At 72.7% G+C, this 23,664-nt stretch carries 24 protein-coding genes and 1 pseudogene; 11 read left to right on the plus strand and 14 right to left on the minus strand.

All coding sequences use genetic code 11. The features are described 5' to 3' along the window. The first annotated feature begins 75 nt into the window (after positions 1-75). The 3 genes from ABIE67_RS03915 to ABIE67_RS03925 all read left to right on the plus strand — a co-directional run bounded on the left by ABIE67_RS03915 (position 76) and on the right by ABIE67_RS03925 (position 2,171). Complete coding sequence (locus ABIE67_RS03915; protein ID WP_370253165.1) at positions 76-906, plus strand: aldo/keto reductase; 831 nt, start codon at positions 76-78, stop codon at positions 904-906. 55 nt (positions 907-961) lie between these two features. Next, on the plus strand, positions 962-1,573 hold the full coding sequence (locus ABIE67_RS03920) for a DNA polymerase ligase N-terminal domain-containing protein (RefSeq protein ID WP_370253167.1): 612 nt from the start codon (positions 962-964) through the stop codon (positions 1,571-1,573). A gap of 163 nt (positions 1,574-1,736) precedes the next feature. Beyond that, a complete protein-coding gene (locus ABIE67_RS03925; RefSeq protein WP_370253169.1) occupies positions 1,737-2,171 on the plus strand; it encodes a cupin domain-containing protein in 435 nt (144 codons plus the stop codon). Here ABIE67_RS03925 and ABIE67_RS03930 read toward each other — a convergent pair whose 3' ends face one another. From ABIE67_RS03930 to ABIE67_RS03945, 4 genes are all read right to left on the minus strand, one after another. Next, positions 2,172-4,496: a SpoIIE family protein phosphatase gene (locus ABIE67_RS03930; protein ID WP_370268148.1), complete on the minus strand. Its 2,325-nt coding sequence runs from the start codon at positions 4,494-4,496 to the stop codon at positions 2,172-2,174. A 97-nt stretch (positions 4,497-4,593) separates the two neighbouring features. After that, positions 4,594-5,052, minus strand: a complete 459-nt coding sequence (locus ABIE67_RS03935) for a peroxiredoxin (RefSeq protein ID WP_370253171.1) — start codon at positions 5,050-5,052, stop codon at positions 4,594-4,596. Then, positions 5,049-5,429: a DoxX family protein gene (locus ABIE67_RS03940; RefSeq protein WP_370253173.1), complete on the minus strand. Its 381-nt coding sequence runs from the start codon at positions 5,427-5,429 to the stop codon at positions 5,049-5,051. Before ABIE67_RS03940 ends, ABIE67_RS03935 begins: the two co-directional genes overlap by 4 nt. Before the next feature lie 74 nt (positions 5,430-5,503). Further along, positions 5,504-6,301: a helix-turn-helix transcriptional regulator gene (locus ABIE67_RS03945; RefSeq protein ID WP_370253177.1), complete on the minus strand. Its 798-nt coding sequence runs from the start codon at positions 6,299-6,301 to the stop codon at positions 5,504-5,506. 54 nt (positions 6,302-6,355) lie between these two features. Between ABIE67_RS03945 and ABIE67_RS03950 the strand changes: the two genes are divergently transcribed. Next, positions 6,356-7,561 carry an MFS transporter gene (locus tag ABIE67_RS03950; protein WP_370253179.1) on the plus strand — a complete coding sequence of 402 codons (1,206 nt, stop codon included), beginning with the start codon at positions 6,356-6,358 and terminating at the stop codon, positions 7,559-7,561. A gap of 20 nt (positions 7,562-7,581) precedes the next feature. Here ABIE67_RS03950 and ABIE67_RS03955 read toward each other — a convergent pair whose 3' ends face one another. The 6 genes from ABIE67_RS03955 to ABIE67_RS03980 form a co-directional block, all read right to left on the minus strand. Beyond that, positions 7,582-8,112 (minus strand): MarR family winged helix-turn-helix transcriptional regulator, encoded by a 531-nt coding sequence (locus ABIE67_RS03955; protein ID WP_370253182.1) that lies wholly within the window; start codon positions 8,110-8,112, stop codon positions 7,582-7,584. Positions 8,113-8,227: 115 nt separating this feature from the next. Further along, on the minus strand, positions 8,228-9,430 hold the full coding sequence (locus tag ABIE67_RS03960; protein WP_370253186.1) for an NAD(P)/FAD-dependent oxidoreductase: 1,203 nt from the start codon (positions 9,428-9,430) through the stop codon (positions 8,228-8,230). Then, the gene (locus tag ABIE67_RS03965) at positions 9,427-9,621 is read right to left on the minus strand and encodes a ferredoxin (protein WP_370253190.1); all 195 of its coding nucleotides are present in this window, start codon (positions 9,619-9,621) and stop codon (positions 9,427-9,429) included. The genes ABIE67_RS03960 and ABIE67_RS03965 overlap by 4 nt, the downstream gene beginning before the upstream one ends. Before the next feature lie 57 nt (positions 9,622-9,678). Next, complete coding sequence (locus ABIE67_RS03970) at positions 9,679-10,911, minus strand: cytochrome P450 (RefSeq protein ID WP_370253192.1); 1,233 nt, start codon at positions 10,909-10,911, stop codon at positions 9,679-9,681. Between the two features lie 154 nt (positions 10,912-11,065). Next, positions 11,066-11,827, minus strand: a complete 762-nt coding sequence (locus tag ABIE67_RS03975; RefSeq protein ID WP_370253195.1) for a response regulator transcription factor — start codon at positions 11,825-11,827, stop codon at positions 11,066-11,068. Positions 11,828-11,922: 95 nt separating this feature from the next. After that, positions 11,923-12,573 (minus strand): TetR/AcrR family transcriptional regulator, encoded by a 651-nt coding sequence (locus ABIE67_RS03980; RefSeq protein ID WP_370268153.1) that lies wholly within the window; start codon positions 12,571-12,573, stop codon positions 11,923-11,925. Between the two features lie 193 nt (positions 12,574-12,766). On the opposite strand from ABIE67_RS03980, the pseudogene ABIE67_RS03985 reads away from it, so the two are divergent. The 5 genes and pseudogenes from ABIE67_RS03985 to ABIE67_RS04005 all read left to right on the plus strand — a co-directional run bounded on the left by ABIE67_RS03985 (position 12,767) and on the right by ABIE67_RS04005 (position 17,929). After that, positions 12,767-13,980, plus strand: a pseudogene (locus tag ABIE67_RS03985) (histidine kinase). Between the two features lie 175 nt (positions 13,981-14,155). Further along, positions 14,156-14,842: a response regulator gene (locus ABIE67_RS03990; RefSeq protein WP_370253197.1), complete on the plus strand. Its 687-nt coding sequence runs from the start codon at positions 14,156-14,158 to the stop codon at positions 14,840-14,842. 74 nt (positions 14,843-14,916) lie between these two features. Continuing rightward, positions 14,917-15,897 (plus strand): ATP-dependent DNA ligase, encoded by a 981-nt coding sequence (locus ABIE67_RS03995; protein WP_370253199.1) that lies wholly within the window; start codon positions 14,917-14,919, stop codon positions 15,895-15,897. 143 nt (positions 15,898-16,040) lie between these two features. Then, a complete protein-coding gene (locus ABIE67_RS04000; RefSeq protein ID WP_370253201.1) occupies positions 16,041-16,817 on the plus strand; it encodes an NPP1 family protein in 777 nt (258 codons plus the stop codon). Positions 16,818-16,912: 95 nt separating this feature from the next. Further along, positions 16,913-17,929, plus strand: coding sequence for a questin oxidase family protein (locus tag ABIE67_RS04005; RefSeq protein ID WP_370253203.1), 1,017 nt, complete (start codon positions 16,913-16,915; stop codon positions 17,927-17,929). Here the strand turns inward: ABIE67_RS04005 and ABIE67_RS04010 are convergent. Continuing rightward, positions 17,910-18,917 carry a DUF5937 family protein gene (locus tag ABIE67_RS04010; RefSeq protein WP_370253205.1) on the minus strand — a complete coding sequence of 336 codons (1,008 nt, stop codon included), beginning with the start codon at positions 18,915-18,917 and terminating at the stop codon, positions 17,910-17,912. The two genes, ABIE67_RS04005 and ABIE67_RS04010, sit on opposite strands and share 20 nt — an antisense overlap. A gap of 135 nt (positions 18,918-19,052) precedes the next feature. Between ABIE67_RS04010 and ABIE67_RS04015 the strand changes: the two genes are divergently transcribed. Further along, entirely contained in the window at positions 19,053-20,270 is a 1,218-nt protein-coding gene (locus ABIE67_RS04015; RefSeq protein ID WP_370253207.1) for an MFS transporter, read from the plus strand. 11 nt (positions 20,271-20,281) lie between these two features. Further along, positions 20,282-21,223, plus strand: a complete 942-nt coding sequence (gene hemC / locus ABIE67_RS04020) for a hydroxymethylbilane synthase (protein WP_370268157.1) — start codon at positions 20,282-20,284, stop codon at positions 21,221-21,223. A 61-nt stretch (positions 21,224-21,284) separates the two neighbouring features. Here the strand turns inward: hemC and ABIE67_RS04025 are convergent, their stop codons facing one another. The 3 genes from ABIE67_RS04025 to ABIE67_RS04035 form a co-directional block, all read right to left on the minus strand. Beyond that, positions 21,285-21,806: a hypothetical protein gene (locus ABIE67_RS04025; RefSeq protein ID WP_370253209.1), complete on the minus strand. Its 522-nt coding sequence runs from the start codon at positions 21,804-21,806 to the stop codon at positions 21,285-21,287. A gap of 188 nt (positions 21,807-21,994) precedes the next feature. Beyond that, positions 21,995-22,855, minus strand: a complete 861-nt coding sequence (locus ABIE67_RS04030; protein WP_370253211.1) for an ABC transporter permease — start codon at positions 22,853-22,855, stop codon at positions 21,995-21,997. After that, a complete protein-coding gene (locus ABIE67_RS04035; protein WP_370268162.1) occupies positions 22,815-23,663 on the minus strand; it encodes an ABC transporter ATP-binding protein in 849 nt (282 codons plus the stop codon). Before ABIE67_RS04035 ends, ABIE67_RS04030 begins: the two co-directional genes overlap by 41 nt. Between the last annotated feature and the right edge of the window lies 1 nt (position 23,664).

Genomic DNA, 23,664 nt, shown 5'->3' on the forward strand with positions numbered 1-23,664 from the left:
CCACCCGTCCGGTTGATCGATCCTCACCCTATCCGTGACGCTGGGTGTACGGCACAGTCGAGGGAAGGTCCGACAGTGATCAGCATTCCGCTGCACACGCTCAACGACGGTACGACGATCCCCGCCATCGGCCTGGGCACCTGGCCGATGGACGACACGCAGGCCGAGCAGGCGGTTCGCGACGCCCTGGAGCTGGGCTACCGCCTGGTCGACACGGCGACGAACTACCGCAACGAGACCGGCGTCGGCCGCGGGATCGCCCGCAGTGGCGTCCCGCGCGAGGAGGTGGTCGTGACGACGAAGCTCCCGGGCCGGCACCACGGCTACGAGGAGACCCTCGCCTCCTTCGAGGAGTCCCGCGCCCGTCTCGGCCTGGACTACGTCGACCTCTATCTCATCCACTGGCCGCTCCCCCGCGTCGACAAGTACGTGGACTCCTGGCGGGCCATGATCAAGCTGCGTGAGGACGGCCTCGTCCGGTCGGTCGGCGTCTCCAACTTCACCGCCGAGCACACCGAGCGGCTGGGGAAGGAGACCGGGGTCCTGCCCTCCGTCAACCAGATCGAGCTGCACCCCCTCTTCCCGCAGGCGGAGCTGCGTGCCTTCCACGCCGAGAGGGGCATCGTGACCGAGAGCTGGAGCCCGCTCGGCCGGGGCACGGACCTGCTGGACGACCCCGTCGTCGGGGCGGTCGCCGAGGCGCACGGGGTGACGCCCGGCCAGGTCGTCCTGCGCTGGCACGTCCAGTTGGGCGCCGTCCCGATCCCGAAGTCGGGCGATCCCGGCCGGCAGCGCGCCAACCTCGATGTCTTGGGGTTCGAACTGAGCCCTGCCCAGATGACGGCGATCGCGGACCGCGCCCACCGGCGCCTCGGCGGGGACCCTGAGGTGCACGAGGAGTTCTGACCGTGCGTCGCGGGCGCCGCCGCGGGTACTCGGGGCGCCCGGGAAGGAGGCGCTCGTGGGTGAGAAGGACCGGTTGCGGGACTACCGCGGCAAGCGTGACTTCGGGCGGACGCGAGAGCCGGAGGGAAGCGCGGGCGCCGCCGGTGCCGAGCCTCGGTTCGTGGTGCAGATCCATGACGCCAGCACCCTGCACTTCGACTTCCGGTTGCAGGTGGACGACGTACTGAAGTCCTGGTCGGTGCCGAAGGGGCCGTCCGACGATCCCCAGGACAAGCGGCTCGCCATGCCCACCGAGGATCATCCGCTGGAGTACGAGGAGTTCGAGGGTGTGATCCCGAAGGGCGAGTACGGCGGCGGCACGGTGATCGTCTGGGACAACGGGACGTACGAACCGCTCAGCCATGACCGCAAGGGGCGGCCCGTCGACTTCGGCGAGTCGATCGAGCGCGGCCATGCCACGTTCCGGCTGAACGGGTCGAAGCTGCACGGCGAGTACGCGCTCACCCGGTTTCGCGACGGGCTGGACGGGGAGCGGGAGGCGTGGCTTCTGGTGAAGGCCGGGAAGGGGCCGGCGCACGGGCACGGCACCCCGGACCCGTACCGGGCCCGTTCGGTACGGACCGGTCGAACCCTCGGCCAGGTCGCCGCGGCCGCCGACGAGGGGTGAACGGCGGCGACCGGCCGGCGGCGCGGCCGATGCCGGCCACACTGGGGCGGCCGCGCGCGGGGGCTGCCGAACCGAGCGTCTTGCGGATCTTCGGGTTCCGCCCCCAACTGGGCTGCTCTGGCCTTATGTTCGCGGCGGAACCCATCCCCAGGAGGCTCTCCGCATGCGCACCGCACTCCGTGCCGCCCTCACCGGCGCAGTCATCGCCGCCGCCGTCCTCGTCGGCGGACCCGCCCACGCGACACCCCCGGGCCCGGGAGTCGTCGGCCGGACCATCAGCCAGACCACCGTCGGCGACACCGACTACGTACTGCGAGAGGTCACGGTGCCGCCCGGCCAGGCCACCGGCTGGCACTACCACGACGGTCCCGTGTACGGGTACGTGAAGCAGGGCACGCTCACCCACTACCACGCCGACTGCGCCGTCGACGGCGTCTATCCGCAGGGCACCGTCGTGCGCGAGCCGGGCGGGCCGAGCGACGTCCACCTCGGCCGGAACCTGGGTGACACCACACTCGTCCTTGAGGTGTTCTACATACTCCCGCACGGTGCGCCCTTCTCCGAGGACGTGCCCAACCCGGGCTGCACGTTCGAGTGATCACACCGGCGGCAGCGGCTGTTCCGCCCAGATCGTCTTGCCGCTGCCGGTCTGCCGGCTGCCCCAGCGCTGGGTGAGCTGGGCGACGAGCAGCAGCCCGCGGCCGCCCTCGTCGAAGGCGTGGGCCCGGCGCAGATGCGGGGAGGTGGAACTGCCGTCGGAGACCTCGCAGATGAGGGTGCGGTCGCGGATCAGGCGGAGCTGGATGGGCGGGGCACCGTAGCGGATGGCGTTGGTGACGAGTTCGCTGACGACGAGTTCGGTGACGAAGGACGCCTCGTCCAGTCCCCACGCGGTCAGTTGCTCCGTGGCGGCCTGCCGGGTGGCCGCCACGTGCTCGGGGTCCGGCAGGACGTCCCAGGTGGCGATGCGGTCCGCGCCCAGGGCCCGGGTGCGGGCCAGCAGCAGGGCCACGTCGTCGCTGGGGTCCTCCGGCAGCACGGCCTTGAGCACGGTGTCGCAGAGGGCGTCGAGGGTCTCGGCGGGCGCGGTCAGCGCGCGGCACAGTTCGGCGGTGGAGTGGTCGATGTCGCGGTCGCGGTCCTCGATGAGTCCGTCCGTGTAGAGGGCGACCAGGGAGCCCTCGGGCAGTTCCACCTCCAGCGCCTCGAAGGGCAGCCCGCCGACACCGAGCGGGGGCCCGGCGTTCATCTCGATGACCTGCGTGGTGCCGTCGGGCAGCACGAGGGCGGGTGGTGGATGGCCGGCGGCGGCGAGGCTGAGGCGGCGGGTGACGGGGTCGTAGACGGAGTAGAGGCAGGTGGCGCCGAGTTCGGCGACCTCGTCGGTGTCGTCCCCGGCCAGGTGGGTGACGAGGTCGTCGAGGTGGGTGAGGAGTTCGTCGGGCGGCAGGTCCACGTCGGCGAGGGTGCGTACGGCCGTGCACAGGCGGCCCATGGTGGCCGACGAGGGGATGCCGTGGCCGACGACGTCACCGACGACGAGGGCGACGCGCCCGCCGGACAGCGGGATCACGTCGAACCAGTCGCCGCCGATGCCGGCCTGCGATCCGGACGGCCGGTAGCGGTGGGCCACCTCGACGGCCGCCTGTCCGGGCAGCCCCCGGGGCAGCAGGTTGTGCTGGAGGGCCAGAGCGGTGGTGCGCTCGCGGGCGAAGCGGCGGGCGTTGTCGATGCAGACGGCGGCCCGGCTGGCCAGTTCCTCGGCGAAGACGGCGTCGTCCTCGCCGTAGTCGTCCGACTGTCTGATGCGCACGGCCACCGCGACGCCGAGCGTGGTGCCCCGGGCCCGCAGCGGCACCGCCATCATCGAGTGGGCGCCCAGGCGGTGCCGTCGGCCCTCCAGCGCTCGGGCGTTGCGTTCCGCGATCCACCGCATGAAGGCCGGCTCGCCCGCCTGGCTCTGCATCACCCGGCCTTCCAGGATCGCCCGCGCCGGCGGTGAGAAAGGCGGGTAGTAGTCCATTTCGCCCAGGTGCACAGCGGCTTCCGGGGTGCCCTCGGTGCCGGAGCCGTGGGCCACCCTGCGCAGGGCGATGTCCGTGCCGGACAGGGCCGGCGGCTCCTCCGCTCCCAGGACCCAGTCGAACAGGTCCACGCTGGCGAAGTCGGCGAACCGGGGCACCACGACCCCGATCAGCTCCTCGGCGGTGCGGACCACGTCCAGGGTCGTGCCGATGGCGGCGGCCGCCTCGTTCAGCAGGGCCAGCCGCTGCCGCGCCCAGTACTGGTCGGAGCTGTCGAACGCCGCCAGGGCCGTGCCCAGGACCTCGCCGGACGCGTCCCGTACCGGCCACATCTCGATGCTCCAGGCGTGCTCCCGGTTCAGGGCCGGGGCTCCCGTGAAGCTCTCGTAGCGGATCGGCCTGCCCGTCTCGGCGACCTGGCGCAGATGCCAGTGGAAGCCGCGGCTGTGCTCGGCGTCCTCCACGGTCTCCGGGAAGTGCCGGCCGAGCAGGACGTCCTCCGGCACGCCCATCACCTGGCAGGCGACGTCGTTGAGCCGCAGATAGCGCTGCTGGATGTCGAAGACCGACATCGACATCGAGGCCTGCTGGAAGGCCCGCTCGCCCAGGTCGGGCTCCGGCTCGCCGGTGACCATGTAGCCGTCGGGTGCGCCGTCCGCGGCCAGCACGGGGTGCGCCCGCAGGGACAGGGATACCGGCGTGCCGTCGCGGTGGCGCAGGATCACCGTGCCGGTCAGCGCGGTCAGGTCGGTGGGCGAGGGTTCCTCGGCGAGCAGGTCCCGCGCGGGCCGTCCCACGACTTCCTCGGCCGTGTGGCCGGTGAGCCGCAGGGCACCCTCGCTCCACCCCTTGACCACACCATGGGCGTCGAGGATCGCCACGGCGGAGACGCGCTCCATGTCGTCCAGCATGAATCCTCCGCGGCACCGCATCAACCGCGACGCCACGCCGGTCACGCCCGCCCGGCCCCGCCGGTCGGCCCCGCGGGGCCGGGGCTCACTTGCGCAGCGCGGCCAGGGCCCGGTCGGCGTGGGTGTTCATCCGCAGTTCGCTGCGGACGACCTCCAGGACCGCGCGGTCCTGTCCGATGACGAAGGTGACTCGTTTGGTGGGGGCCAGGGAGAAGCCGCGTGCCACGCCGAACTGCTCCCGGACCCTCCCGTCGGCGTCGGACAGCAGGGTCATGCCGAGCGTGTGACGGTCGGCGAACTCCTGCTGGCGTTCGACCGCGTCACCGCTGATGCCCACGGGCCGTGCCCCGACCGCGGCGAACTCGGCGGCGAGATCCCGGAAGTGGCAGGCTTCCGCGGTGCAGCCGGGGGTGAGGGCGGCGGGGTAGAAGAACAGTACGACCGGTCCCTCGGCGAGCAGGTCGGTGAGGCTGCGGCTCGTGCCGGTCTCGTCCGGCAGGGCGAAGTCCTCGACCTTGTCGCCGACCTTCAGCTGTGCGCTCATGCCCGGCCCTCCGCGTTCTTCGCGACGCCCCGGGCCCACAGCACGAGGGGGATCTGGAGCGGCAGCCGGCCGAAGGCGGCTGCCTTCTGCGGGGTGGGGCGGTGCCGCCAGTCGGCGGCCATCTTCACGTTGGCGGGAAACACGCCGACGAAGAACGCCGCCGTGGCCAGCGCGGCGGCCTTGCGGGTGCGCGGCACCGCCAGCCCCGCCGCCAGCGCGAGTTCGGCGACACCACTGGCGTACGTCCAGGTCCGGGGCGTCCCCGGGAGGGCGCTCGGCACGGTCGCGTCGAACTGGCGGGGGGCGGCGAAGTGGGCGACACCCGCGGTGGCCAGCAGGCCTGCGAGCAGCAGGGGTGAGCGTTCGGACCGGGGCACGGATCCTCCTTGGATGGCCTGCCGCGGGATGCTACCGGAGGGTAGGTCACCGCCCGGCACCCGCCCCTGCCTGTTCATCCACCGTGTGGTGAGCGGCGGTTGTGGGTTCCGGGCGTGTATCCGAAGGAGCGGCGGAAGACGTCGATGAAGGAGCTGGCGGAGGACCAGCCGCAGCGGTGGGCGACGGTGGTGACGGGTGTGTCCTCGGCGAGCAGCCGTAGCGCGTGGTAGAGGCGCGACTGGGTGCGCCACTGCGGGAACGTCATGCCGAACTCACCGCGGAAGAGCCGGCTGAGCGTGCGCTCGCCGACGCCGGTCGCGGCGCCGAGCGCGGCGAGGGTCCGCGTGTCGGCGGGGTCGGCGTGGACGAGCGCGCAGACCGCGGCCAGCCGTGGATCCGTGGGGCTGGGCAGGCGCAGGGGCTGCTGGGGCGAGGCGCGCAGCTGGTCGCGCAGGACGGCGAGCAGGCGGCGGCGCTCGGGGCGGTCGTCGGCCGGGTCGTGGGTGTGGGCGAGGATCAGCTCGCGCAGGAGTGGGCCGACGGCGAGGACGGTGGGGGCGTCCAGGCCGAGCGGAGCGAGATGGGGGTACCCCCGGACGGAGTCTGGGGGAGGGTTGTCGTCCGCGGGCAGGCCGACCAGATGCAGGTCGAGGTGGCCGTGGGCGCGGTGCGCGTGCACGGTGCCGGCGGGAATCCAGATGGCGCGGTTGCCGGGTGCGAACCAGGTGCCGGCCTCGGTGGTGACGGCGAGGACGCCGGAGCCCGCGTAGACGATCTGGTGGTCGTCGTGGCGGTGCGCGTCGATGCGCTCCCCGGCGGCCAGGACCTGGGCGCGGGTCGGCGCGACCGGCGTGTGGCGGATGTTCGACACAGTCAGGCAGTTTATCGAAAGCGGGCCAAGGAGCGGCTCCGCGACGATCGCAGGGTGTCCACGAAACGCAACCGAGCCATCACCCTGTTGTCCTTGGGTCATGCCTGTGTCGACGTGTACCAAGGGGCCGTCGCGGCCCTCGTCCCCTACTTCGTCGCCGAGCGCGCCTACAGCTACGCCGCCGCCTCGGGCGTCGTCCTCGCCGCGTCCTTGCTGTCGTCGGTGGTCCAGCCGCTCTTCGGGGCGCTGACGGACCGATGGGCGATGCCCTGGCTGCTGCCGGTGAGCGCGTTGACGGGCGGTGCGGGGGTCGCCCTGAGCGGTGTCATGGGTTCCTTCGCACTCACCCTGGCGGCCGTCGCCGTCGCCGTCTCGGGGACCGGGGTCGCCGCCTACCACCCGGAGGCCGCCCGGGCGGCCCGTGACGCCGCGCACGCCAGTCATACGGCGATGGGCTGGTTCTCCCTCGGCGGCAACGTCGGTTTCGCGCTGGCCCCGCTGCTGGTGGCGGCGGTGGTCGCCACCGGCGGGCTGGACGCCTCACCCCTGCTGGTCACACCGGCCGTTGCGGGTGCGGCCCTGTGCGCGGCGGCGGTGCGTTCGGCGGGCGGCCGAGCCCGGGCGGGTGAGAAGGGTGAAGGTGTCGGCGCCGACGACTGGGGGTCGTTCCTGCGGCTGTCCGGTGCCATCGTGTGCCGGTCGGTCGTGTTCGTCGGCCTGAGCGCGTTCGTCACGCTGCACGTCCGGCAGCGGACCGGCGGCGGGAATGTGGCCGGTACGGCCGCTCTGTGCGTGCTCTACGCCGGCGGCGCGGTGGGGACGGTGGCCGGGGGCCGCCTCGCCGAGCGGTACGGGCGGCTCACGGTCGTACGCCACGCGTATGTGCTGACCGTGCTCGCGGTGGCCGGAGTGGTCCTGGTTCCGGGGCCGTCGGTGTATCTGTTCGTCGCGCTGACGTCGGCCGGCCTGTACGTCCCGTTCTCGCTGCACATCACGCTCGGCCAGGACTATCTCCCCCGGCGGGTGGGCACGGCGAGCGGGGTGACGCTGGGGCTGACCGTGAGCGTGGGCGGTCTCGCCGCCCCGGTCATCGGTGCGCTGGCCGACGCCACCTCGCTGCGGACCGCGCTCGTCCCGCTCATCGCCCTGCCCGCGCTGGGGCGGCTGCTGCTGTGCGGGCTGCGGGAGCCGGGAGCGCCCGGAGGGGGCGCCCGGGCGTCCGGCTCGTCGGGGCGGCGTCCACGCACGGCGTCGGGGTGACCGGTGCGTGAGCCCTACGGTCAGGCGGTCCCGGCCGGTGCCGTCGGCTGCGGTTCGCTCTCGTCGTCGACGGCGTGGGCGAGGAAGTCGTCGACCATACGGTGGAAGAGGGTGGCCAGCCGGCCCAGTTCCTCGGGCTTCCAGTCGGCGAGGGCCAGTTGCATGCCACGAGCGCCGGCGTCGCGGACCCGGGCGATGGCCTGCCGGCCGGCTTCGGTGAGTTCGATGCGCTGGGCGCGGCGGTCCTGGGGGTCGGGGACCCGGGTGACGTAGCCGGACTTCTGGAGCTGCTGCACCGTGCGCGTGACGTGCGAGGCCTCCACACCGAGGCGGTTGGCCAGTTCCCCGGGCCGCAGCGACTCCGAGTCGGCGACCTGCCGCAGGAGCGCCACGGCCGCCCTGTCCAGCGGCACTCCGGCCAGGGCCATGAGCCGTTCGTGCTGCCGGGCGCGGGTGCTCAGGTAGGTGATCCGGGTGAGCGCGCGCTCGATCTCGATCACTTCCGGGGACGCGGGGGTGTCGGGGAGTTCGGGGAGGGGTGGTGTGGACATGGGGCCCACTTTACCATCTCGTTGCGTAACTCAATTAATTTGCGGGGTGGACGCGGCTGAAACGCGCCGGGGCCCGTGGACCACTGTGGTCCACGGGCCCCGGCCGCACGGCGTCTCAGGCGGACGCCCCGCCCGGCACGGCCTCGGCACGCGACCGGGACGGCACGGTCCCGTCCCAGTCCGCGCCCGTCATGATCGCCTGCCGCCACTGCCGGATCGCCTTCGGCGGCAGCCCCACGGCCAGTGCGCCCGTCACCCGGTCGCCCCGGCGGTAGGCGGCCACGAACCTGCCCTCCTCGAGGTCCCCCTCCACGACGGCGACCTCGTCGTGGCCACGCAGATGGCCGTACGCCTGGATCTTCATGTCGTACTGGTCGGACCAGAAGTACGGCACCGGTGCGAACGGTTTGCGCGCGTCCGGGTTCAGCAGGTTGCGGGCCGCGGCCATCCCCTGCTCGGCGGCGTTGGTGCGGTGCTCGATCCGCATCGACTGCCCGAACCGCGGGTTGTACCAGCGGGCGACGTCCCCGGCGGCGTACACGTGCCGCGCGGCCTCGCAGTACTCGTCGCAGACCACGCCGTCGCCGATGGTGAGCCCGCTGCCGTCGAGCCAGTCCGTGTTGGGCAGCGAGCCGACCGCGATCAACACCTCGTCGGCCCGGACCAGTTCACCGTCGGCGAGGCGTGCGCCGTCCTCGGTCACCTCGGTCACGGTGGCGCCGCAGCGCAGGTCCACGCCCCGTTCCAGATGGACCCGCGTCAGCATCGCGCCGACCTCCGCGCCGACGGCGTGGGCCAACGGCACGGGGGCGGGTTCGAGGAGCGTCACCTCGCAGCCGAGCCGCCAGGCGACGGCGGCGGCCTCGGCGCCGAGGAACCCTGCCCCGACCACGACCAGTCGTCTGCCCGGCGTCAGCCGGTCCCGCAGCCTCAGGGCGTCGTCCAGGGTGCGCAGCACATGCCCGCCTCCCCCGGGCAGCCGGCGCGGGTGTACGCCGGTGGCGAGGATCAGTCCGTCGTACGGCAGCGTCGAGCCGTCGGCCAACTCCACTGCGCTGTCGACGAGTCGGAGGCCTGTGGCGGCCACGCCCAGGCGCAGGTCGAGGTTGAGTCCGGCCAGGTCGCCGGGGGTACGCAACGCCAGTCGCTCGGGCCCCCATTCGGCGGACAGCAGTTGCTTGGACAGGGGCGGACGGTCATAGGGAGCGAGGGGTTCGTCGCCGACGAGGGTGAGGGTGCCGTCGTAGCCCTCGCGGCGGAGCGTCTCGGCCGCCGCGAGCCCGGCGGCCGAGGCACCCACGACGACGATGCGCCTCACTGGTCCACCAGTCGGATCGCGGCGGCGGGGCAGACGGCCACGGCCTCGCGTACGCCGTCGAGGTGTTCGGCGGCGGGCTGCTCGGCGAGCAGGATCGCGATGCCGTCGTCGTCCTGGTCGAACACGTCCATCGCGGCGAGCACGCACTGTCCGGACGCGACGCACTTGTCGGCTTCCAGCTCCACCTTCATGGTCGGATTCCCTTCTTCACGCACGGGTGTGGTTCGTTTGCGGGTGTCGCGGAGCTGTCACCAGGAGACGGGCAGTTCGTGGACGCCGTAGATGAACGCGTCGGTCTTGAAGCGGACGTCCTCCATCGGGGCGGCCAGCTTCAGCGTCGGGATGCGCTTGTAGAGGGTGCCGTAGACGACCTGGAGCTCCATGCGGGCCAGCGGCTGGCCCAGGCACTGGTGGACGCCGAAGCCGAAGGCGACGTGGCGGCGGGCGTCGCGGGTGAGGTCGAGGCGGTCGGGGTCGGCGAAGACCTCGGGGTCGCGGTTGCCGATCTCGTTGACCATGATGACGCCCTCGCCGGCCTTGATCACCTGGCCCGCGATCTCGATGTCCTCGGTCACCGCCCGGCGCCGGCCCATGTGGGTGATGTGCAGGTAGCGCAGAAGCTCCTCCACCGCGGCGGCGACGAGCTTCGGGTCGTCCGTCTCCTGCAGCAGCTTGAGCTGGTCGGGGTGCTGCAGGAGGGCCAGCGTGCCGAGCGCGATCATGTTCGCGGTGGTCTCGTGACCCGCGATCAGCAGGAGCAGGGCCATCTCGGTCGCCTGCTGGTGGGTGAGTTCACCGGCGGTGACGCGGGCGGCGATGCCGGAGAGCAGATCGTCCTTCGGCTCGGCGATCCGCTTCCCCAGGAGTCCGGCCAGGTAGCCCGCGACCTCACGGCTCGCCGCGCCCCGCTCCTCGGGCGTGGCGGTCGTACGGACCATGGTCTTGGTGTTCTCCTGGAAGAACTCGTGCTCCTCGTACGGCACGCCCAGCAGCTCGCAGATGACGAGCGAGGGGATCGGCAGGGCGAACGCGTCCACCAGGTCCACGGGGGCGGGACCGGCCAGCATGTCGTCGATCAGGCCGTCCACGATGCGCTGTACGGCGGGCCGCAGCGTCTCGACCTTCTTGACGGCGAACGGGCCCGTCACCATCCGGCGCAGCCGGGCGTGTTCGGGGTCGTCCATCATGATGAAGCTGAGCTTGCCCTCGCCGGCCTCGGGGCTGGCCTTGGTCGGATAGCCGGGCTGGTCGGTGTCGGCACTGACGCGTGCGTCGCCCAGCAGGGCCCGCTGCTCGGCGTACCGGGTCACGAGCCAGGACTCACTGCCGTCCCACAGCCTCACCTTGGTCAGCGGCCCTTGGCCTTGCAGCTCCTTGAGCGCGGGCGGCGGATCGAAGGGACAGCGGGAGTCCCTGGGCATCGGGAACTCCGGGACGGCGTCCGGCGCTTCGTGGGCGGGACCGGTCAGGGTGTCGGCCATGGTTCTCCTCGGACGTGGGGGGGCTCCGGGCGAGGTGGAGCGCCGCGGGAAGGGGTCGAGGCCTCGATGAGCACATGCAAACAGAGGGGTCTGACGCGAGCCGGTCCGTTTCCTGACAGGAGGCTGACGTGGCCCAGATCACACGTCCGCCGAGTCAGGAAGCGGTGTCGGACCGGCCCAGCCAGTAGCCGAAGCCGCGGCGCGTATGGATCAGCGCGGGGGCGCCCCCGCCGTCCCGGTCGACCTTGCGGCGCAGCCGGGAGACGAGTTGCTCGATCGCGTTGTCGCCGCGGTGGTCGCCCCAGACGTAGCGGCCGATCTGCTCCTTCGACAGCACGCGGTGCGCGTTGACCAGGAGATGGCGCAGCAGCCGGTACTCCGCGGGCGTGAGGTCGAGGGCCCGCGTGCCGCGCCGGGCCCGGCACACCGTGTCGTCGAGCACCAGGTCGCCGTAGTGCAGGGCACTGCCGCCGGGCCGACCCGGGCGGGTGCCGCGCAGCAGCACCTGGATCCTGGCCAGGACCTCGGCCACCCGGAAGGGTTTGGTGACGTAGTCCCGCTCCCCCGGGCCGAGTTCGGGCACGAGCCGGTGCAGGGAGTCGCATGCGCTGAGGAGAAGGACGGGTGGGCGGTGCGGGAGCGTGGGCCGGCGTTCCGGGCTGAAGTTCGCCATGTCCGGCACGTCGGTGTCGAGGACGACCAGGTCGAAGCGCCGCCTCGCGACCAGCTCCAGCGCGTCGCCGCCGGTGCCGCTGACGCTGGTCCGGTAGCCGGCCAACTCCAGGGTGGTCGAGAGCAGTTCGGCGAGGTCGGGGTCACCGGCGACGATCAGGACGTGCTGGCCGGCGCCGCGGGCGAGGGCGGGCGTCTCCCGGGGGGCGCCGTCCACGGGCGGGGCCGTCTGCCGGGTGCTCATAACCCGCTCCGCCCGGCGCCACGGCACCGGCCTCGGCCCAGAGTCGATTTCACGGTCGTACTCCTTGTGTCGTACTCCTGCTGCGGGGGGGGGCGTCAGCGACCAGGTGTGACGGGTGCCAGCCACATGCCGACGACGGCGTCGGCCAGGCCGGCGGCGGCATCGGCCCAGGTGGAACGTGGGGTGGGGGTGTGCTCGGCGAGGGCGCGCTCGCGCTCTGCGGCGACGTGGACGATGAGGTGGCGGACCATCTCACCGCGTTCGGCGCTCACCTCGGGCGGGAGGTCGGGCAGGCACCGGTTCACGCCCTCGATGATCTTCTGGAGGGCCGGAGAGGTGAGAGCCTCCTCGACCATGATCCGGTGCAGTGCCGGGTCGGCGACGACCTGGGCGCAGAACCGGGCGTACCAGGTGGGGCTGCCGAGCGCGGCGAGATGTTCGAGGACGGGGCGGACCAGGCAGTCCACCCAGCCGCGCACGTCGTCGGGGTCCGTCAGGTCGGCGACCAGGCGGGACCGGATCTCCTCGATGCGCGTGGCGCGCTTGCGGACGATGGCGCGGACCAGGTCGGCCTTGGTTCCGAAGTGGTAGCCGACAGCGGTGTTGTTGCCCTGGCCCGCGGCCTCGCTGACCTGACGGTTGGAGACCGAGTGGACACCGTGTTCGGCGAAGAGCCGCTCGGCCGCCGTCAGGAGCAGCTCCCGGGTCGCGCTGACCTGCTCCTCTCGCAGCGTCCTGCCTGCCACCATGATCACCACCGCACCGGGACTTCACCGAGCACCGCGACGGCCAGTCCCTCGAGCCGCCCGCGGGTTCACAGACCTACAATCTAAGTCAATTGATTGAAAGAAGCGGTGAAACATGGTGGAGCGGGCCACACCCGCGACCCGGGCGCCCGCACCCCCGCGCGCGGCGCCCGGGTCATCTGGCGTGAACGGCATGCGGGCGACGATGCGGCAGGCCGGACGCGCGACGGTCCATCTGACCGTGGCCGCCGCGATGGCCTTCGGGATGTACCTCTTCGTCACCGTGCTGCTGATCACCGCCGTCGGGACACTCGCGGTGGTAGGCGCCTGGCTGCTGCCCGAGACGGTGCTGCTCGTCCGGCGGATCGCCGGAGCGAAGCGGCGGCTGACCACCGCCTGGACGGGGCGGGAGATCCCCGAGGCGTACCAGGCCATCGAGGGGCCGCTGACCGACCGGCTGCGGACGGCCGTGCGCGACCCCGGCACACTCACCGATCTGCGCTGGACGGCCGCCTACTACGTCTACGGCGCGCTGCTCGTCCTCGCCCTGCCGCTGTGGCCGGTCGGGCTCGTCGTCGACGGCGTGGGGTGCGGGTTGCTGCGCCGGCGGGCCGTCCTCCTGCCGTGGATCGTGCGCCTGGCGGACCTGGAGGCCGGCTGGTCGACGTCGCTGCTCCGGCCGTCCCCGAAGGCCCTGCTGGCCGCCCGGGTCGAGCAGCTGACCGCGACCCGGGCCGACGCGATCGCCGCGCACGGCGCCGAACTGCGCCGGATCGAGCGGGACCTGCACGACGGCGCGCAGGCCCGGCTGGTGGCGCTGTCCATGCGGATCGGGCTCGCCAAGCGTGCCTACGACCGTGATCCGGACGCCGCGCGCAAGCTGCTGGACGACGCCCAGGAGCAGGCCGAGCAGGCGCTGACCGAGCTGCGGCACGTGGTGCGCGGCATCCATCCGCCGATCCTGACCGACCGAGGGCTGGTCGGCGCGGTGCGGGCGCTGGCCGCCGGGAGCGGGCTGCGGGTGAGCGTGGCCGTGGAGGGGCTGGAGGACGAGGGGCCGAGGGCACCGGCGGCGGTGGAAGCGGCCGGCTACTTCGTCGTGGCCGAGGCCCTCACCAACGTCGCCAAGCACAGCGGCTCGCCCACCGCCTCGGTCCGGCTCGCCCGGATGCGGCGCGGACTGCGGGTCGGGTCGTCGTGGCGGACGAGGGCCACGGCGGTGCGGACGAGCGGAGCGCGGGCGGAGCGAATGGGGGCACCTCCCGTGCGCGAAGCGCTACGGGGGAGGGCGGGTCGGGCCTGCTCGGGGTGCGGCGCCGGGTCGCCGCGCTCGACGGGACCGTACGGGTGTCCAGTCCGGCCGGGGGGCCGACGGTGATCGAGGTGGAGCTGCCGTGCGTGTGGTGAGCCCGCGGGCCTCCGGGGGCCCGGAACCGGCTGTCCTGCTCGGGGATGACACGACCCACGGCGCGTACTGCGTGCCGAGTAGGCGCGATTGTCGGCGGACACACGACGACGTGGCGGGCCGAACCGGGCATGCTGAGTGCCGCCCCATGTTCCGGAACCGGAAGAAACACCACCCATGCCCATCCGCGTGCTGCTCGCCGACGACCAGGCCCTGCTGCGGGCCACCTTCCGGATCCTGATCGACTCCTGCCCGGACATGGAGGTGGTCGCCGAGGCCGCCGACGGCACCGAGGCCGTCCACCTCGCCCGGACCCACCGCCCCGACCTGGTCCTGATGGACATCCGTATGCCCGGCACCGACGGACTGACGGCCACCTCCGCGATCTGCGCGGACCCGGACCTCACGGCGGTGCGGGTGCTGATCCTCACCACGTTCGAGATCGACGAGTACGTCGCACAGGCGCTGCGGGCCGGGGCCGGCGGCTTCCTCGGCAAGGACGTCACCGCGGACGTCCTGCTCGACGGCATCCGGACCGTGGCCGCCGGCGACTCCCTGCTCTCCCCCATGGCGACCCGCACGCTGATCACCCGGTTCCTGGCCTCCCCCGTCGAGAGCTCGCAGGCGGCCGGGCCCGAGCACCTCACCGCGCTCACCGCACGCGAGCGGGAGGTCATGGCCTGGGTGGCCGAGGGCCACTCCAACGAGGAGATCGCCGAGAAGCTCTTCGTCAGCCCGCTGACCGTGCGCACCCACGTCCACCGGGCGATGACGAAGCTGGGCGCCCGCGATCGTGCCCAACTCGTCGTGATGGCCTACCAGTCCGGGCTGGTGCGGGCCGTACCCCCGAACGACGGCCACTGACGTCCCGGCCGCCGTTCAGGGGAAAACGGCGGCCAGGGTGCGTGGGGGCGGGCTAGGCCGTCGAGAACTGACCCGTGAGCCTGCCGCTGATCCCTCCCATGCTCGCCACGCCCGGCACCCTGCCGCCCGCAGCGCAGGACGCGCGCTGGGCGTACGAGACCAAGCAGGACGGCCAGCGCGCGGTGATCTACCTCGAAGGGGACGGCACCCTCCTGCTGCGCGCCCGTTCCGGCGAGGACATCACGGCCGCCTATCCCGAACTGTGGCCCCTCGGCGAAGCACTCGGCCCCACACCGGCCGTACTGGACGGGGAGATCCTGGCGCTGGACGAGGAGGGACGCGCCGACTTCCAGTTGCTGCAGTCCCGCATGGGTCTGGCCCACGCCCCCGCGCGGGCCGCTCGGATGGCCTCCCGGACTCCCGTGCATCTGGTGCTGTTCGACGTACTGCACCTGGCGGGCCGCTCCCTGCTGAAGACCCCCTATACCCGGCGGCGCGGACGGCTGGAGGAGCTGGGTCTGGGCGGGCCGTTCTGGTCGACGCCGGCCGCGCTGGTCGGACATGGCGCCGAGGCGCTGCGCGCCACCCGCGAGCACGGGCTGGAGGGGCTGGTGTGCAAGCGGCTGGACTCGGTGTACGAGCCCGGGGTGCGCTCCCGCGCCTGGATCAAGATCCGCAACATGCTCAGTGAGGACGTGATCGTCGGCGGCTGGCTGCCCGGCAAGGGGCGGCTCTCCGGCCTGCCGGGCGCGCTGCTCGTCGGGCAGTACGCGGCCGGGCGGCGGCTGCGCTACGTCGGCGGTGTGGGAACCGGCTGGAGCGCGGCCGAACGCACCGAGCTGGCCGAACTGTTGCGGGCCTGCGCGAGTGACGTGTGCCCCTTCGATCCCCCGCCTCAGGTCGCGGGCGCGCACTGGGTACTGCCCCGGCTGGTCGGCGAGGTGCGCTACAGCGTCCGCACCCGGTCCGGAATGCTGCGCCAGCCGTCCTGGCTGCGCCTCAGGCCCGACCTGGCGCCGCAGGACGCGGCGGCCGACCTTCCCGACGACAGCTGACCCACAGGTTGCGCGGCAAATATTGCCCTGCCCTTCACCATTGGTACGCCCGTGGCCCTTGGCGCGTAAGTGAAAACCGGGGATCCTGAACTGCCTTTCCCCCCACAGCCGTTGGGCTGCGCCCGGACCCCCGAGGAGACGCAGTGTCGTCACAGACGTTCCGCACGCACCGCAAAAGATGGCTCACCGGTCTGGCCGGTGCCGCCGCGCTCGTAGTCGCCTTCCCCAGCGTCGCCTTCGCCGCCCCGCCCGCGGCGCTCCCGGCCAACGCCGAGTCGGCCGAGAGGACGTACCAGCCCGCCTTCGACTACGACACCGACGGCTGCTACTCCACCCCCGCCATCGGCCCGGACGGAACCGTCAACGGCGGCCTCAACCCGACCGGTTCGCTCAGCGGCGACTGCCGTCACGCGTCGGACCTCGACAACACCAACGGCTACTCGCGCTACAAGTGCAACAACGGCTGGTGCGCCTATATGTACGGCCTGTACTTCGAGAAGGACCAGGCGGTCGCGGGCAGCAGCATCGGCGGGCACCGGCACGACTGGGAGCACGTCGTGGTGTGGGTGCAGAACAACGCGGTGCAGTACGTCTCGACGTCCAACCACGGCTCGTTCACGATCAGCCCCGCGTCCTCGGTGCGCTTCGACGGTACGCACGCGAAGATCGTGTACCACAAGGACGGCGTCAGCACGCACTGCTTCCGCCTCGCCAACTCCAATGACGAGCCGCCGGAGAACCACAAGGGCACCTGGCAGTACCCGCCGCTGGTCGGCTGGAACGGCTACCCGGCGGGCGTGCGCGACAAGCTGGTCGCGTACAACTTCGGCAGCGCCAACTTCGGCCTGAAGGACGCCAACTTCGCGAACCACCTGGCGTCGGCGAAGCCCTCGGGGATCGCGTTCGACCCCAACGCCTGACCCGGCATCGGGCGCGGGACCTAGGACCCCTTCATCCAGGGCTTCCGTCCCGCGCCCGATCCCGGCACACCCGCGTGCGGCATACCGTCCGGTTTATGGCCACCACTCACACGAGCGGACAGCTCGAAGAAGCCCTGGAACGCGTCCACGCATCCGGCCCGGAACGCGACGGCTGGCTGTCCAACCACGCCCCCATGGTCGTCGAAGCCCTCGCCGCGCACGGTCACGCGGGGGCCGTCCACCACTGGCTGGACCTCTACCGCGACCGGTTGGAGGACTTCCCCGACCGTGTCGCCCCCGTCACCGACGACAACTGGGCCTCGGCGCTGGGCGATCCCCGCCGCATCGCCGACTGGACCGACCACTACTCCCGCACGCTCGCCGACCGCCCCTGGAGGAGCGTGCTCGCCGAGTGGTGGCCACGCCTGCTGCCCGGGATGTACGGCGGCGCCACGCACACGGTCATCCGGGTCGGTCACGCCGTACGCGCCCTCCAGGCGGGCGAGAACGGGCCCCGGCTCACCGAACTCGCCCACGCGCTGGGCTACTGGGCCGCCCGCCACCAGCCGATCACCGGCGTCGCCGCGCTGCCGGGCGCACCGACCGCCACCGAGGCCCTGGACGCCGTACCGGCGATCGAGCCGGGGCACCTGGGATTCCGCACCCGTCTGGCCGCCGTGCGCCGACTACCCGTGTGGGCCGACGACGTGGCCGACCCGGACACCGCGAAGGACCGCCTCGCCGAGCTCGTCCGGGCCGCGACCCACCGCTACGCCACCCACGGCCACGGCGAGCCCACCATGCTCGTCCACGCGGCCACGGCACCCAACGCCGTCCTGCGCACCCTCGACGCGCTCCCCCGCGAGCTGTGGGCCCCGAGCCTGCGCGCGGCCTGGACGGCCTCCGCGGCCGTGACGGCGATGTACGGGCCCGTGGAACCGCTCGCCCATGTGCCACCGACGCCGCTGACGGCCGAGGAAGTCCTGGAAAAGGCTCTCACCCATGGGGACGAACACGTCATCAAGTTCGCCGACACGGCCCTCGACGTCGGTGACGAAACCGCCCTCGCGGCCGCGCTGCGGGCGGTCGAGCTCAGCGAGCCCCTGGTGTGACGCCCCCATCGGCCAGGGCGTCGCCCAGGGCCGTTCGCCCGTACAGCACGGAGTGCCCCTGACGCCGGGACACCAACAGGCCCGCCTCCCGCAGGACCGAGAGATGGGCCGACACGGTCGAGGGCGCCAGGCCGTGGCGGCGGGCCAGGTCCGTCGTCGAGGACGGGGTGGTGAGGCCGGCCAGGAGGGCCGCGCGTTGATGGCCCAGCAGCCGGGCGAGCGCATCCGGCGGGCGCGGCACCGGGGTGGTGTGCAGGCGGCGCATGCCTCGGGCGGGGTAGATGACCGTCGGCTGCCAGGGCCGGGCGAAGCCGCTCACCACGTCCGGCCACACGAACACGCTCGGCATGAGCAACACGCCTCTGCCGTCGGGATGTTGGGCGTCCGCCACGTCCCGGTACCCGCGCAGGGTGAGGGTGTGACCGGCCCAGTCGACGGCCGGGTGCAGACCGGTGAGCAGCGCGTCGAGGCCGGCGTCGGCCGCCCGGCGTGAGCGGTGCGCGATGTCCGCCTCCAGCACGGCACGGTGGCGGGGCCAGTCCGGGGCGAGCAGGGCGTGCCAGGCCCGTTCGGTGAGGTCGGCCAGGCGCCGGACGGTGGCGGCCGGGTCGTCGAGCGCGGCGCGCCCTTGGGGCGACCCGGCGAGTCCGGGGGTGCAGGCGAGCGAGCGGGCCATCTCCGCGTGGGCCAGGGCGGGGTCGGTGGCGCGCATCCGCGCCAGCTCGTCCTCGATGGCGGGGTACGGCTCCTGCGGCGGCGCGCCGAGGAAGTCAGGGGTGTAGCCGCCGGCGGGCGGGACGAACAGCCACAGCGGCGCCAGGTCGAGCCCCGCGACCGTACGGCGCATGCGGCGCAGCCAGCCCTGGTGGTAGCCGTGCCGGGCGGGCCGGCGGAGCATGCGCAGCGCCTCGTGGGTCTGGCACAGCGGCGAGATCGCGAACCGGCAGCGCGTGAGGTCGTCGGTGCCCAGGTGCAGGGCGAGCGGCATGACGACCCCCGTCGTGAGCAGTTGTTCGTCCCGGACCGAAGATTCGTCCTGAACCGAAAGAGTAGAGGGACCTGCCGCGGCCCAGCACGCTTGCCCCGACTCCCCCTGGGGAAAGGCGATCGGAAGGCACGGAGAATGGGCAGCGCAAGTCCGGCACGTCCCGCACCCTGGCAGCGTGCCGCCGTCGTCGCGGCGCTGATGCTGGCGGCGTTCACCTTCAACACCACCGAGAATCTGCCGGTCGGCCTGCTCGCGCTCATGGCGGACGACCTGCGGGTGTCGCTCGCGGCCGTGGGCGCCCTGGTCACCGGGTACGGCCTGACCGTGGCCGTCGTCTCGCTGCCCCTCGCCCATGTCACCCGGGCCGTGCCGCGCCGGTATCTGCTCGCGGGGCTGCTCGGGCTGCTGGCCGTGGGCAGTTGGGTGTCGGCGCTGGACGGAGTGTCGTACGGGGTGCTGCTGGCGGCGCGGGTGGCGACGGCCTTGGGGCAGGCGTTGTTCTGGGCGGTGATGGGGCCGGTCGCGGTCGGTCTGTTCCCGCCCGAGCGCCGGGGGCGGATCATCGGACTGCTGTCGGTCGGCGGTTCCCTCGCCACGGTGGCCGGGGTTCCGGCCGGGACCTGGCTGGGCGGGCACACCGGCTGGCGCACGCCCTTCGCCCTGCTCGGCCTACTGGCGCTGGTCGCGCTCGTGGCCATCGCCGCCCTGCTGCCGACATCCCGCCCGGAGGACGGCCACGCGGCGTACGGCGCGACACCGGACCGGCGCGGGTTCTCCGTCGTGCTGGCCGTCACCGCCCTGTCGGTGACCGGTGCCTTCGCCGGGTTCACCTACGTCGTCGTCTTCCTCCAGCAGGTGAGCGGGTTCAGCGAAGAGGCCGTGAGTGCCGTGCTGTTGGCGTTCGGCGGGGCGGCGCTGGCCGGGGTCACGGTGGCCGGGCCGCTCCTGGACCGCCTCCCCCGTGCCACGCTGACCGTGCCAGTGGCGGGCCAGGCGGTGGCGCTGCTCGGCCTCTGCACGACGGGCCATGTCCCGGCGGCGACCGTCGTGCTGGTCATGCTGCTGGGCGCGGCGGTCGCGACCACCTTCATGGCGACGCAGAGCCGGGTGCTGTCGGTGGCGCCGGGCCGTACCGAGACCGCCCTCGCGGCCAACTCGGCGGCCTACAACGTGGGGATCGCCGCCGGCGCGCTGCTCGGGGGCTTGCTGCTGCCCGCGGTCGGGGTGCGCGGGACGTTCCTGGTCGGGGGGCTGCTCACGGTGGGAGCGCTGGCGGTGCTGTCGTGGCCTGCGCGAGCGGGCTCCGAGGGACGGGCGGGAATCGGGCCGTCCCGTGCGGGCGCGGGGTTGTGACGGTCTATCGTATCCGCATGTCCGTCCCTGAACTGATCCGTATCGTCTCCCGCGACTCGCCCATGGCGCTCGCCCAAGTGGAGCGTGTCCGCATCGAGTTGACGGCCCTCCACCCCGGTGTGCGCACCGAGGTCGTGCCGGTGAAGACGACCGGCGACAAGTGGATGGGCGATCTGTCCCAGGTCGAGGGCAAGGGGGCGTTCACCAAGGAGGTGGACGCGGCGCTGCTGGCGGGCGAGGCCGATCTCGCCGTGCACTGCGTCAAGGACATCCCCGCCGACCGGCCGCTGCCCGCGGGGACGACATTCGCCGCGTTCCTCAAGCGGGACGACATCCGGGACGCCCTGATCCACCCCGGCGGTCTCACGCTGGACGAGCTGCCTGCGGGGACGCGGATCGGCACCTCGTCGGTGCGCCGGGTCGCCCAGCTGGCCGCCACCCACCCGCACCTTCAGTGCGTGCCGTTCCGCGGCAACGCCAACCGGCGACTGGAGAAGCTGGCGGCGGGTGAGGCGGACGCGCTGCTTCTGGCGGTGGCCGGCCTGGAGCGCATCGGCCGCCCCGACGTGATCAGCGAGGTCCTCTCCCCCGAGGTGATGATGCCGCCGATCGGCGCGGGCATCCTCGCCCTGCAGTGCCGCGAGGGCGACGCCGAGCTGATCGAAGCGGTCAGCGGCCTCGGCGACCCGGACACCTACCGGGAGGCCACCGCCGAGCGCATGTTCCTGCATGTCCTTCAGGGGCACTGCAACAGCCCGATCGCCGGGTACGCGCGCGCGGACCGCAGCGGCGAGCTGTCCCTGCGGGCCTGTGTCTTCACCCCGGACGGCAAGACACGGCTCAACGCCCACGAGTGGGCGGGCCGACTGGATCCGGCCACCCTCGGTACGTCGGTGGCGGTCGCGCTGCTGCGCCAGGGGGCACGCGAGATCATCGCCGGCATCCCGCACTGAGACGCCGGCCCGGAGGGCACTCCCGCGTCGGGTGACGCCCTGACTCCGAGACCCTCGCGCGTCAGGCGGTGCCCTCTTCGGCCTGGTCCCGCAGGAAGTTGCTCACCTGGAGCGCGAGGCCGTCCCGCAGGGTGGTGGCGTGGGTGCCGACGGCCGGCTCCTGGAGACCGAGGCCGCCGGTCCACAGCCGGCGGTCGGTCCACTCCTCGTCGACACGCAGCTGGATCTGCACGTCGACCTGGGGCAGGCTCGCCTCCGGTCCGGCGGCGTACATGACCGCGGTGGCCCGGCGCAGCGGGTAGACGTCGAAGCCCTCGATGAACTGCGAGTTGCGCCAGTCGATGAACGCCGCCTCGCCGTCGCGGCCGATGCGCACGTCGATCTGGCCGTCCTCGAGGTGGATGCCGAGGTGCCGGTCGCCGCGGTTCTCGACGGTGACGCGGATCCTGAAGTACGTCAGTCCCTCGGCGGCCTCGTCCCGGCCGCGCGGCGGCTCGGCGGCTTCCAGGCAGTGGACGCGGACACGCAGACCGGCATGCTCGTCGTACTCGTGCCAGTCCCCGACCACGTTCGGCTCGTACACAATCCACCTCTCGACCCAGAGAGCTGCTTCCTATCTTTGCGCTCAGCGCACTGTCAAATGAGCAGAATGCGCTGTGGCCAGCCCATTCGCCCCCTTGATCACCGATCAAGCCGTGGGCAGGAAGAATCCGCTTTCTGGTGCGCGCAGCGGATTCACCTACGTGCCGCACATCACGTTCCGCACCAAGATCAGCGAGCCAGTCGGCCCAGCAGCGAGGAGGCCGCGGCAATGCCGAGCGCGGCGGCCGCGAGCAGGACGGCGAAGTCCAGCGCGAGGTGGTGGGGCGTACCGAGGAGGAGTCCGCGCAGCGCGTCGACCTGGTAGCTGAGCGGGTTGGCCTTGCTGATCGCCTGGAGCCAGCCCGGCATCACGGACAGCGGGTAGAGGGCGTTGGAGCCGAAGAACAGCGGCATGGTGATGGCCTGACCGAAGCCCATCAGCCGGTCGCGGCTGAGGACGATGCCGGCGATGGTCATCGACAGACAGGAGAAGAAGGCGGAGCCGAGGACGACGATCGCGGCGACGCCGAGCAGCTTCAGCGGGTTCCAGGTCAGCGCGACGCCGAGCACCGCGGCGATGAGGATCACGACGACGGCCTGGACCAGGGACTTCACCCCGGCCGCGAACGCCTTGCCGGTGATCAGGGCCGAGCGCGGGGTCGGGGTGACGAGCAGTTTGTTGAGGATGCCGGCGTCGCGCTCCCAGATGATCTGGATGCCGTAGAAGATGGCGATGAACATCGCGGACTGGGCGATGATGCCGGGGGCCAGATAGTCGATGTAGGGGACGCCGTCGGTGGGGATCGCCCGGAGCCGGGTGAAGGTCTGGCCGAAGATCAGCAGCCAGAGGGCGGGCTGGACCGCGCGGGTGTACAGCTCGGTCCGGTCGTGGCGCAGCTTCTGCAGTTCGACGGCGCACATGGCCATGACGCGGGCGGGCAGCAGGCGCCAGCCGGCGCGGGGCTCGGGCGGCCGTAGCAGCAGGTCGATGCCGTCGGCGCGGGCCCGGTCAGCCGACACGGCGGGCGGTGCGGCGGGTGCTTCGGACATCGCGGAAGTCTCCTGAACTCTCGTCGAGTCCGCTGCCGGCGACGTCGCGGAAGACGTCCTCCAGCGTGGGCAGCGGGTCGGTGCGGGCCGCTCCCGCGGCACGTCGACGGGCGCCGAGCCCGTCCCTGAGCTCGGCGGGGGTGCCGAGGGCCCGGATGCGGCCGCGGTGCATCAGGCCGACCCGGTCGCAGTACTGGTCGGCCTCGTCCATGTAGTGGGTGGTGACGAGGACCGTCATGCCGGTGGCGGCGCGGACGGCGCCGATGTGCTCCCACACGCCGGTGCGGGCGATCGGGTCGAGGCCGATGGTCGGTTCGTCGAGGATCAGCAGGCGGGGCGCGCTGACCAGGGCCTGGGCGAGTTCGAGCCGGCGGACCATGCCGCCGGAGTAGGTACCGGCGAGCCGGTCGGCTGCCTCGGTGAGGCCGACCGCGGTCAGGGCCTGGCCGACGCGTGCGGCGCGTTCGCGGCGGGGCACGTCGAAGACGCGGGCGAACAGGGCGACGTTCTCGCGGCCGGTCAGGCTCGCGTCGGCGGACAGCTGCTGCGGGACGTAGCCGAGCAGGCGCCGTACGGCCATACGGTCGCCTGCGGCGTCGTGGCCGAAGACGCTGACCATGCCGGAGGGCACCGGCAGGAGGGTGGTCAGGCAGCGGATCGCGGTGGTCTTGCCGGCGCCGTTGGGACCGAGCAGGCCGAAGACCTCGCCCTCGCGCACCGTCAGGTCGAGTCCGTCCACCGCGTTGGTCTCACCGAAGGCGTAGGCGAGCCCGGTGCAGGTCACGGCCTCGGCGATGTCTGGTGTCATG

It is taken from the genome of Streptomyces sp. V4I8, assembly GCF_041261225.1.
Taxonomy (GTDB): Bacteria; Actinomycetota; Actinomycetes; order Streptomycetales; family Streptomycetaceae; genus Streptomyces.

Bases quoted from the DNA above. Each gene is read 5' to 3' on its own strand.
- ABIE67_RS03925 (WP_370253169.1), top strand. From the start codon at position 1,737: ATGCGCACCGCACTCCGTGCCGCCCTCACCGGCGCAGTCATCGCCGCC.
- ABIE67_RS03930 (WP_370268148.1), bottom strand. From the start codon at position 4,496: ATGGAGCGCGTCTCCGCCGTGGCGATCCTCGACGCCCATGGTGTGGTC.
- ABIE67_RS03935 (WP_370253171.1), bottom strand. From the start codon at position 5,052: ATGAGCGCACAGCTGAAGGTCGGCGACAAGGTCGAGGACTTCGCCCTG.
- ABIE67_RS03955 (WP_370253182.1), bottom strand. From the start codon at position 8,112: ATGTCCACACCACCCCTCCCCGAACTCCCCGACACCCCCGCGTCCCCG.
- ABIE67_RS03965 (WP_370253190.1), bottom strand. From the start codon at position 9,621: ATGAAGGTGGAGCTGGAAGCCGACAAGTGCGTCGCGTCCGGACAGTGC.
- ABIE67_RS03970 (WP_370253192.1), bottom strand. From the start codon at position 10,911: ATGGCCGACACCCTGACCGGTCCCGCCCACGAAGCGCCGGACGCCGTC.
- ABIE67_RS03975 (WP_370253195.1), bottom strand. From the start codon at position 11,827: ATGAGCACCCGGCAGACGGCCCCGCCCGTGGACGGCGCCCCCCGGGAG.
- ABIE67_RS03990 (WP_370253197.1), top strand. From the start codon at position 14,156: ATGCCCATCCGCGTGCTGCTCGCCGACGACCAGGCCCTGCTGCGGGCC.
- ABIE67_RS04005 (WP_370253203.1), top strand. From the start codon at position 16,913: ATGGCCACCACTCACACGAGCGGACAGCTCGAAGAAGCCCTGGAACGC.
- ABIE67_RS04010 (WP_370253205.1), bottom strand. From the start codon at position 18,917: ATGCCGCTCGCCCTGCACCTGGGCACCGACGACCTCACGCGCTGCCGG.
- ABIE67_RS04015 (WP_370253207.1), top strand. From the start codon at position 19,053: ATGGGCAGCGCAAGTCCGGCACGTCCCGCACCCTGGCAGCGTGCCGCC.
- ABIE67_RS04030 (WP_370253211.1), bottom strand. From the start codon at position 22,855: ATGTCCGAAGCACCCGCCGCACCGCCCGCCGTGTCGGCTGACCGGGCC.
- ABIE67_RS04035 (WP_370268162.1), bottom strand. From the start codon at position 23,663: ATGACACCAGACATCGCCGAGGCCGTGACCTGCACCGGGCTCGCCTAC.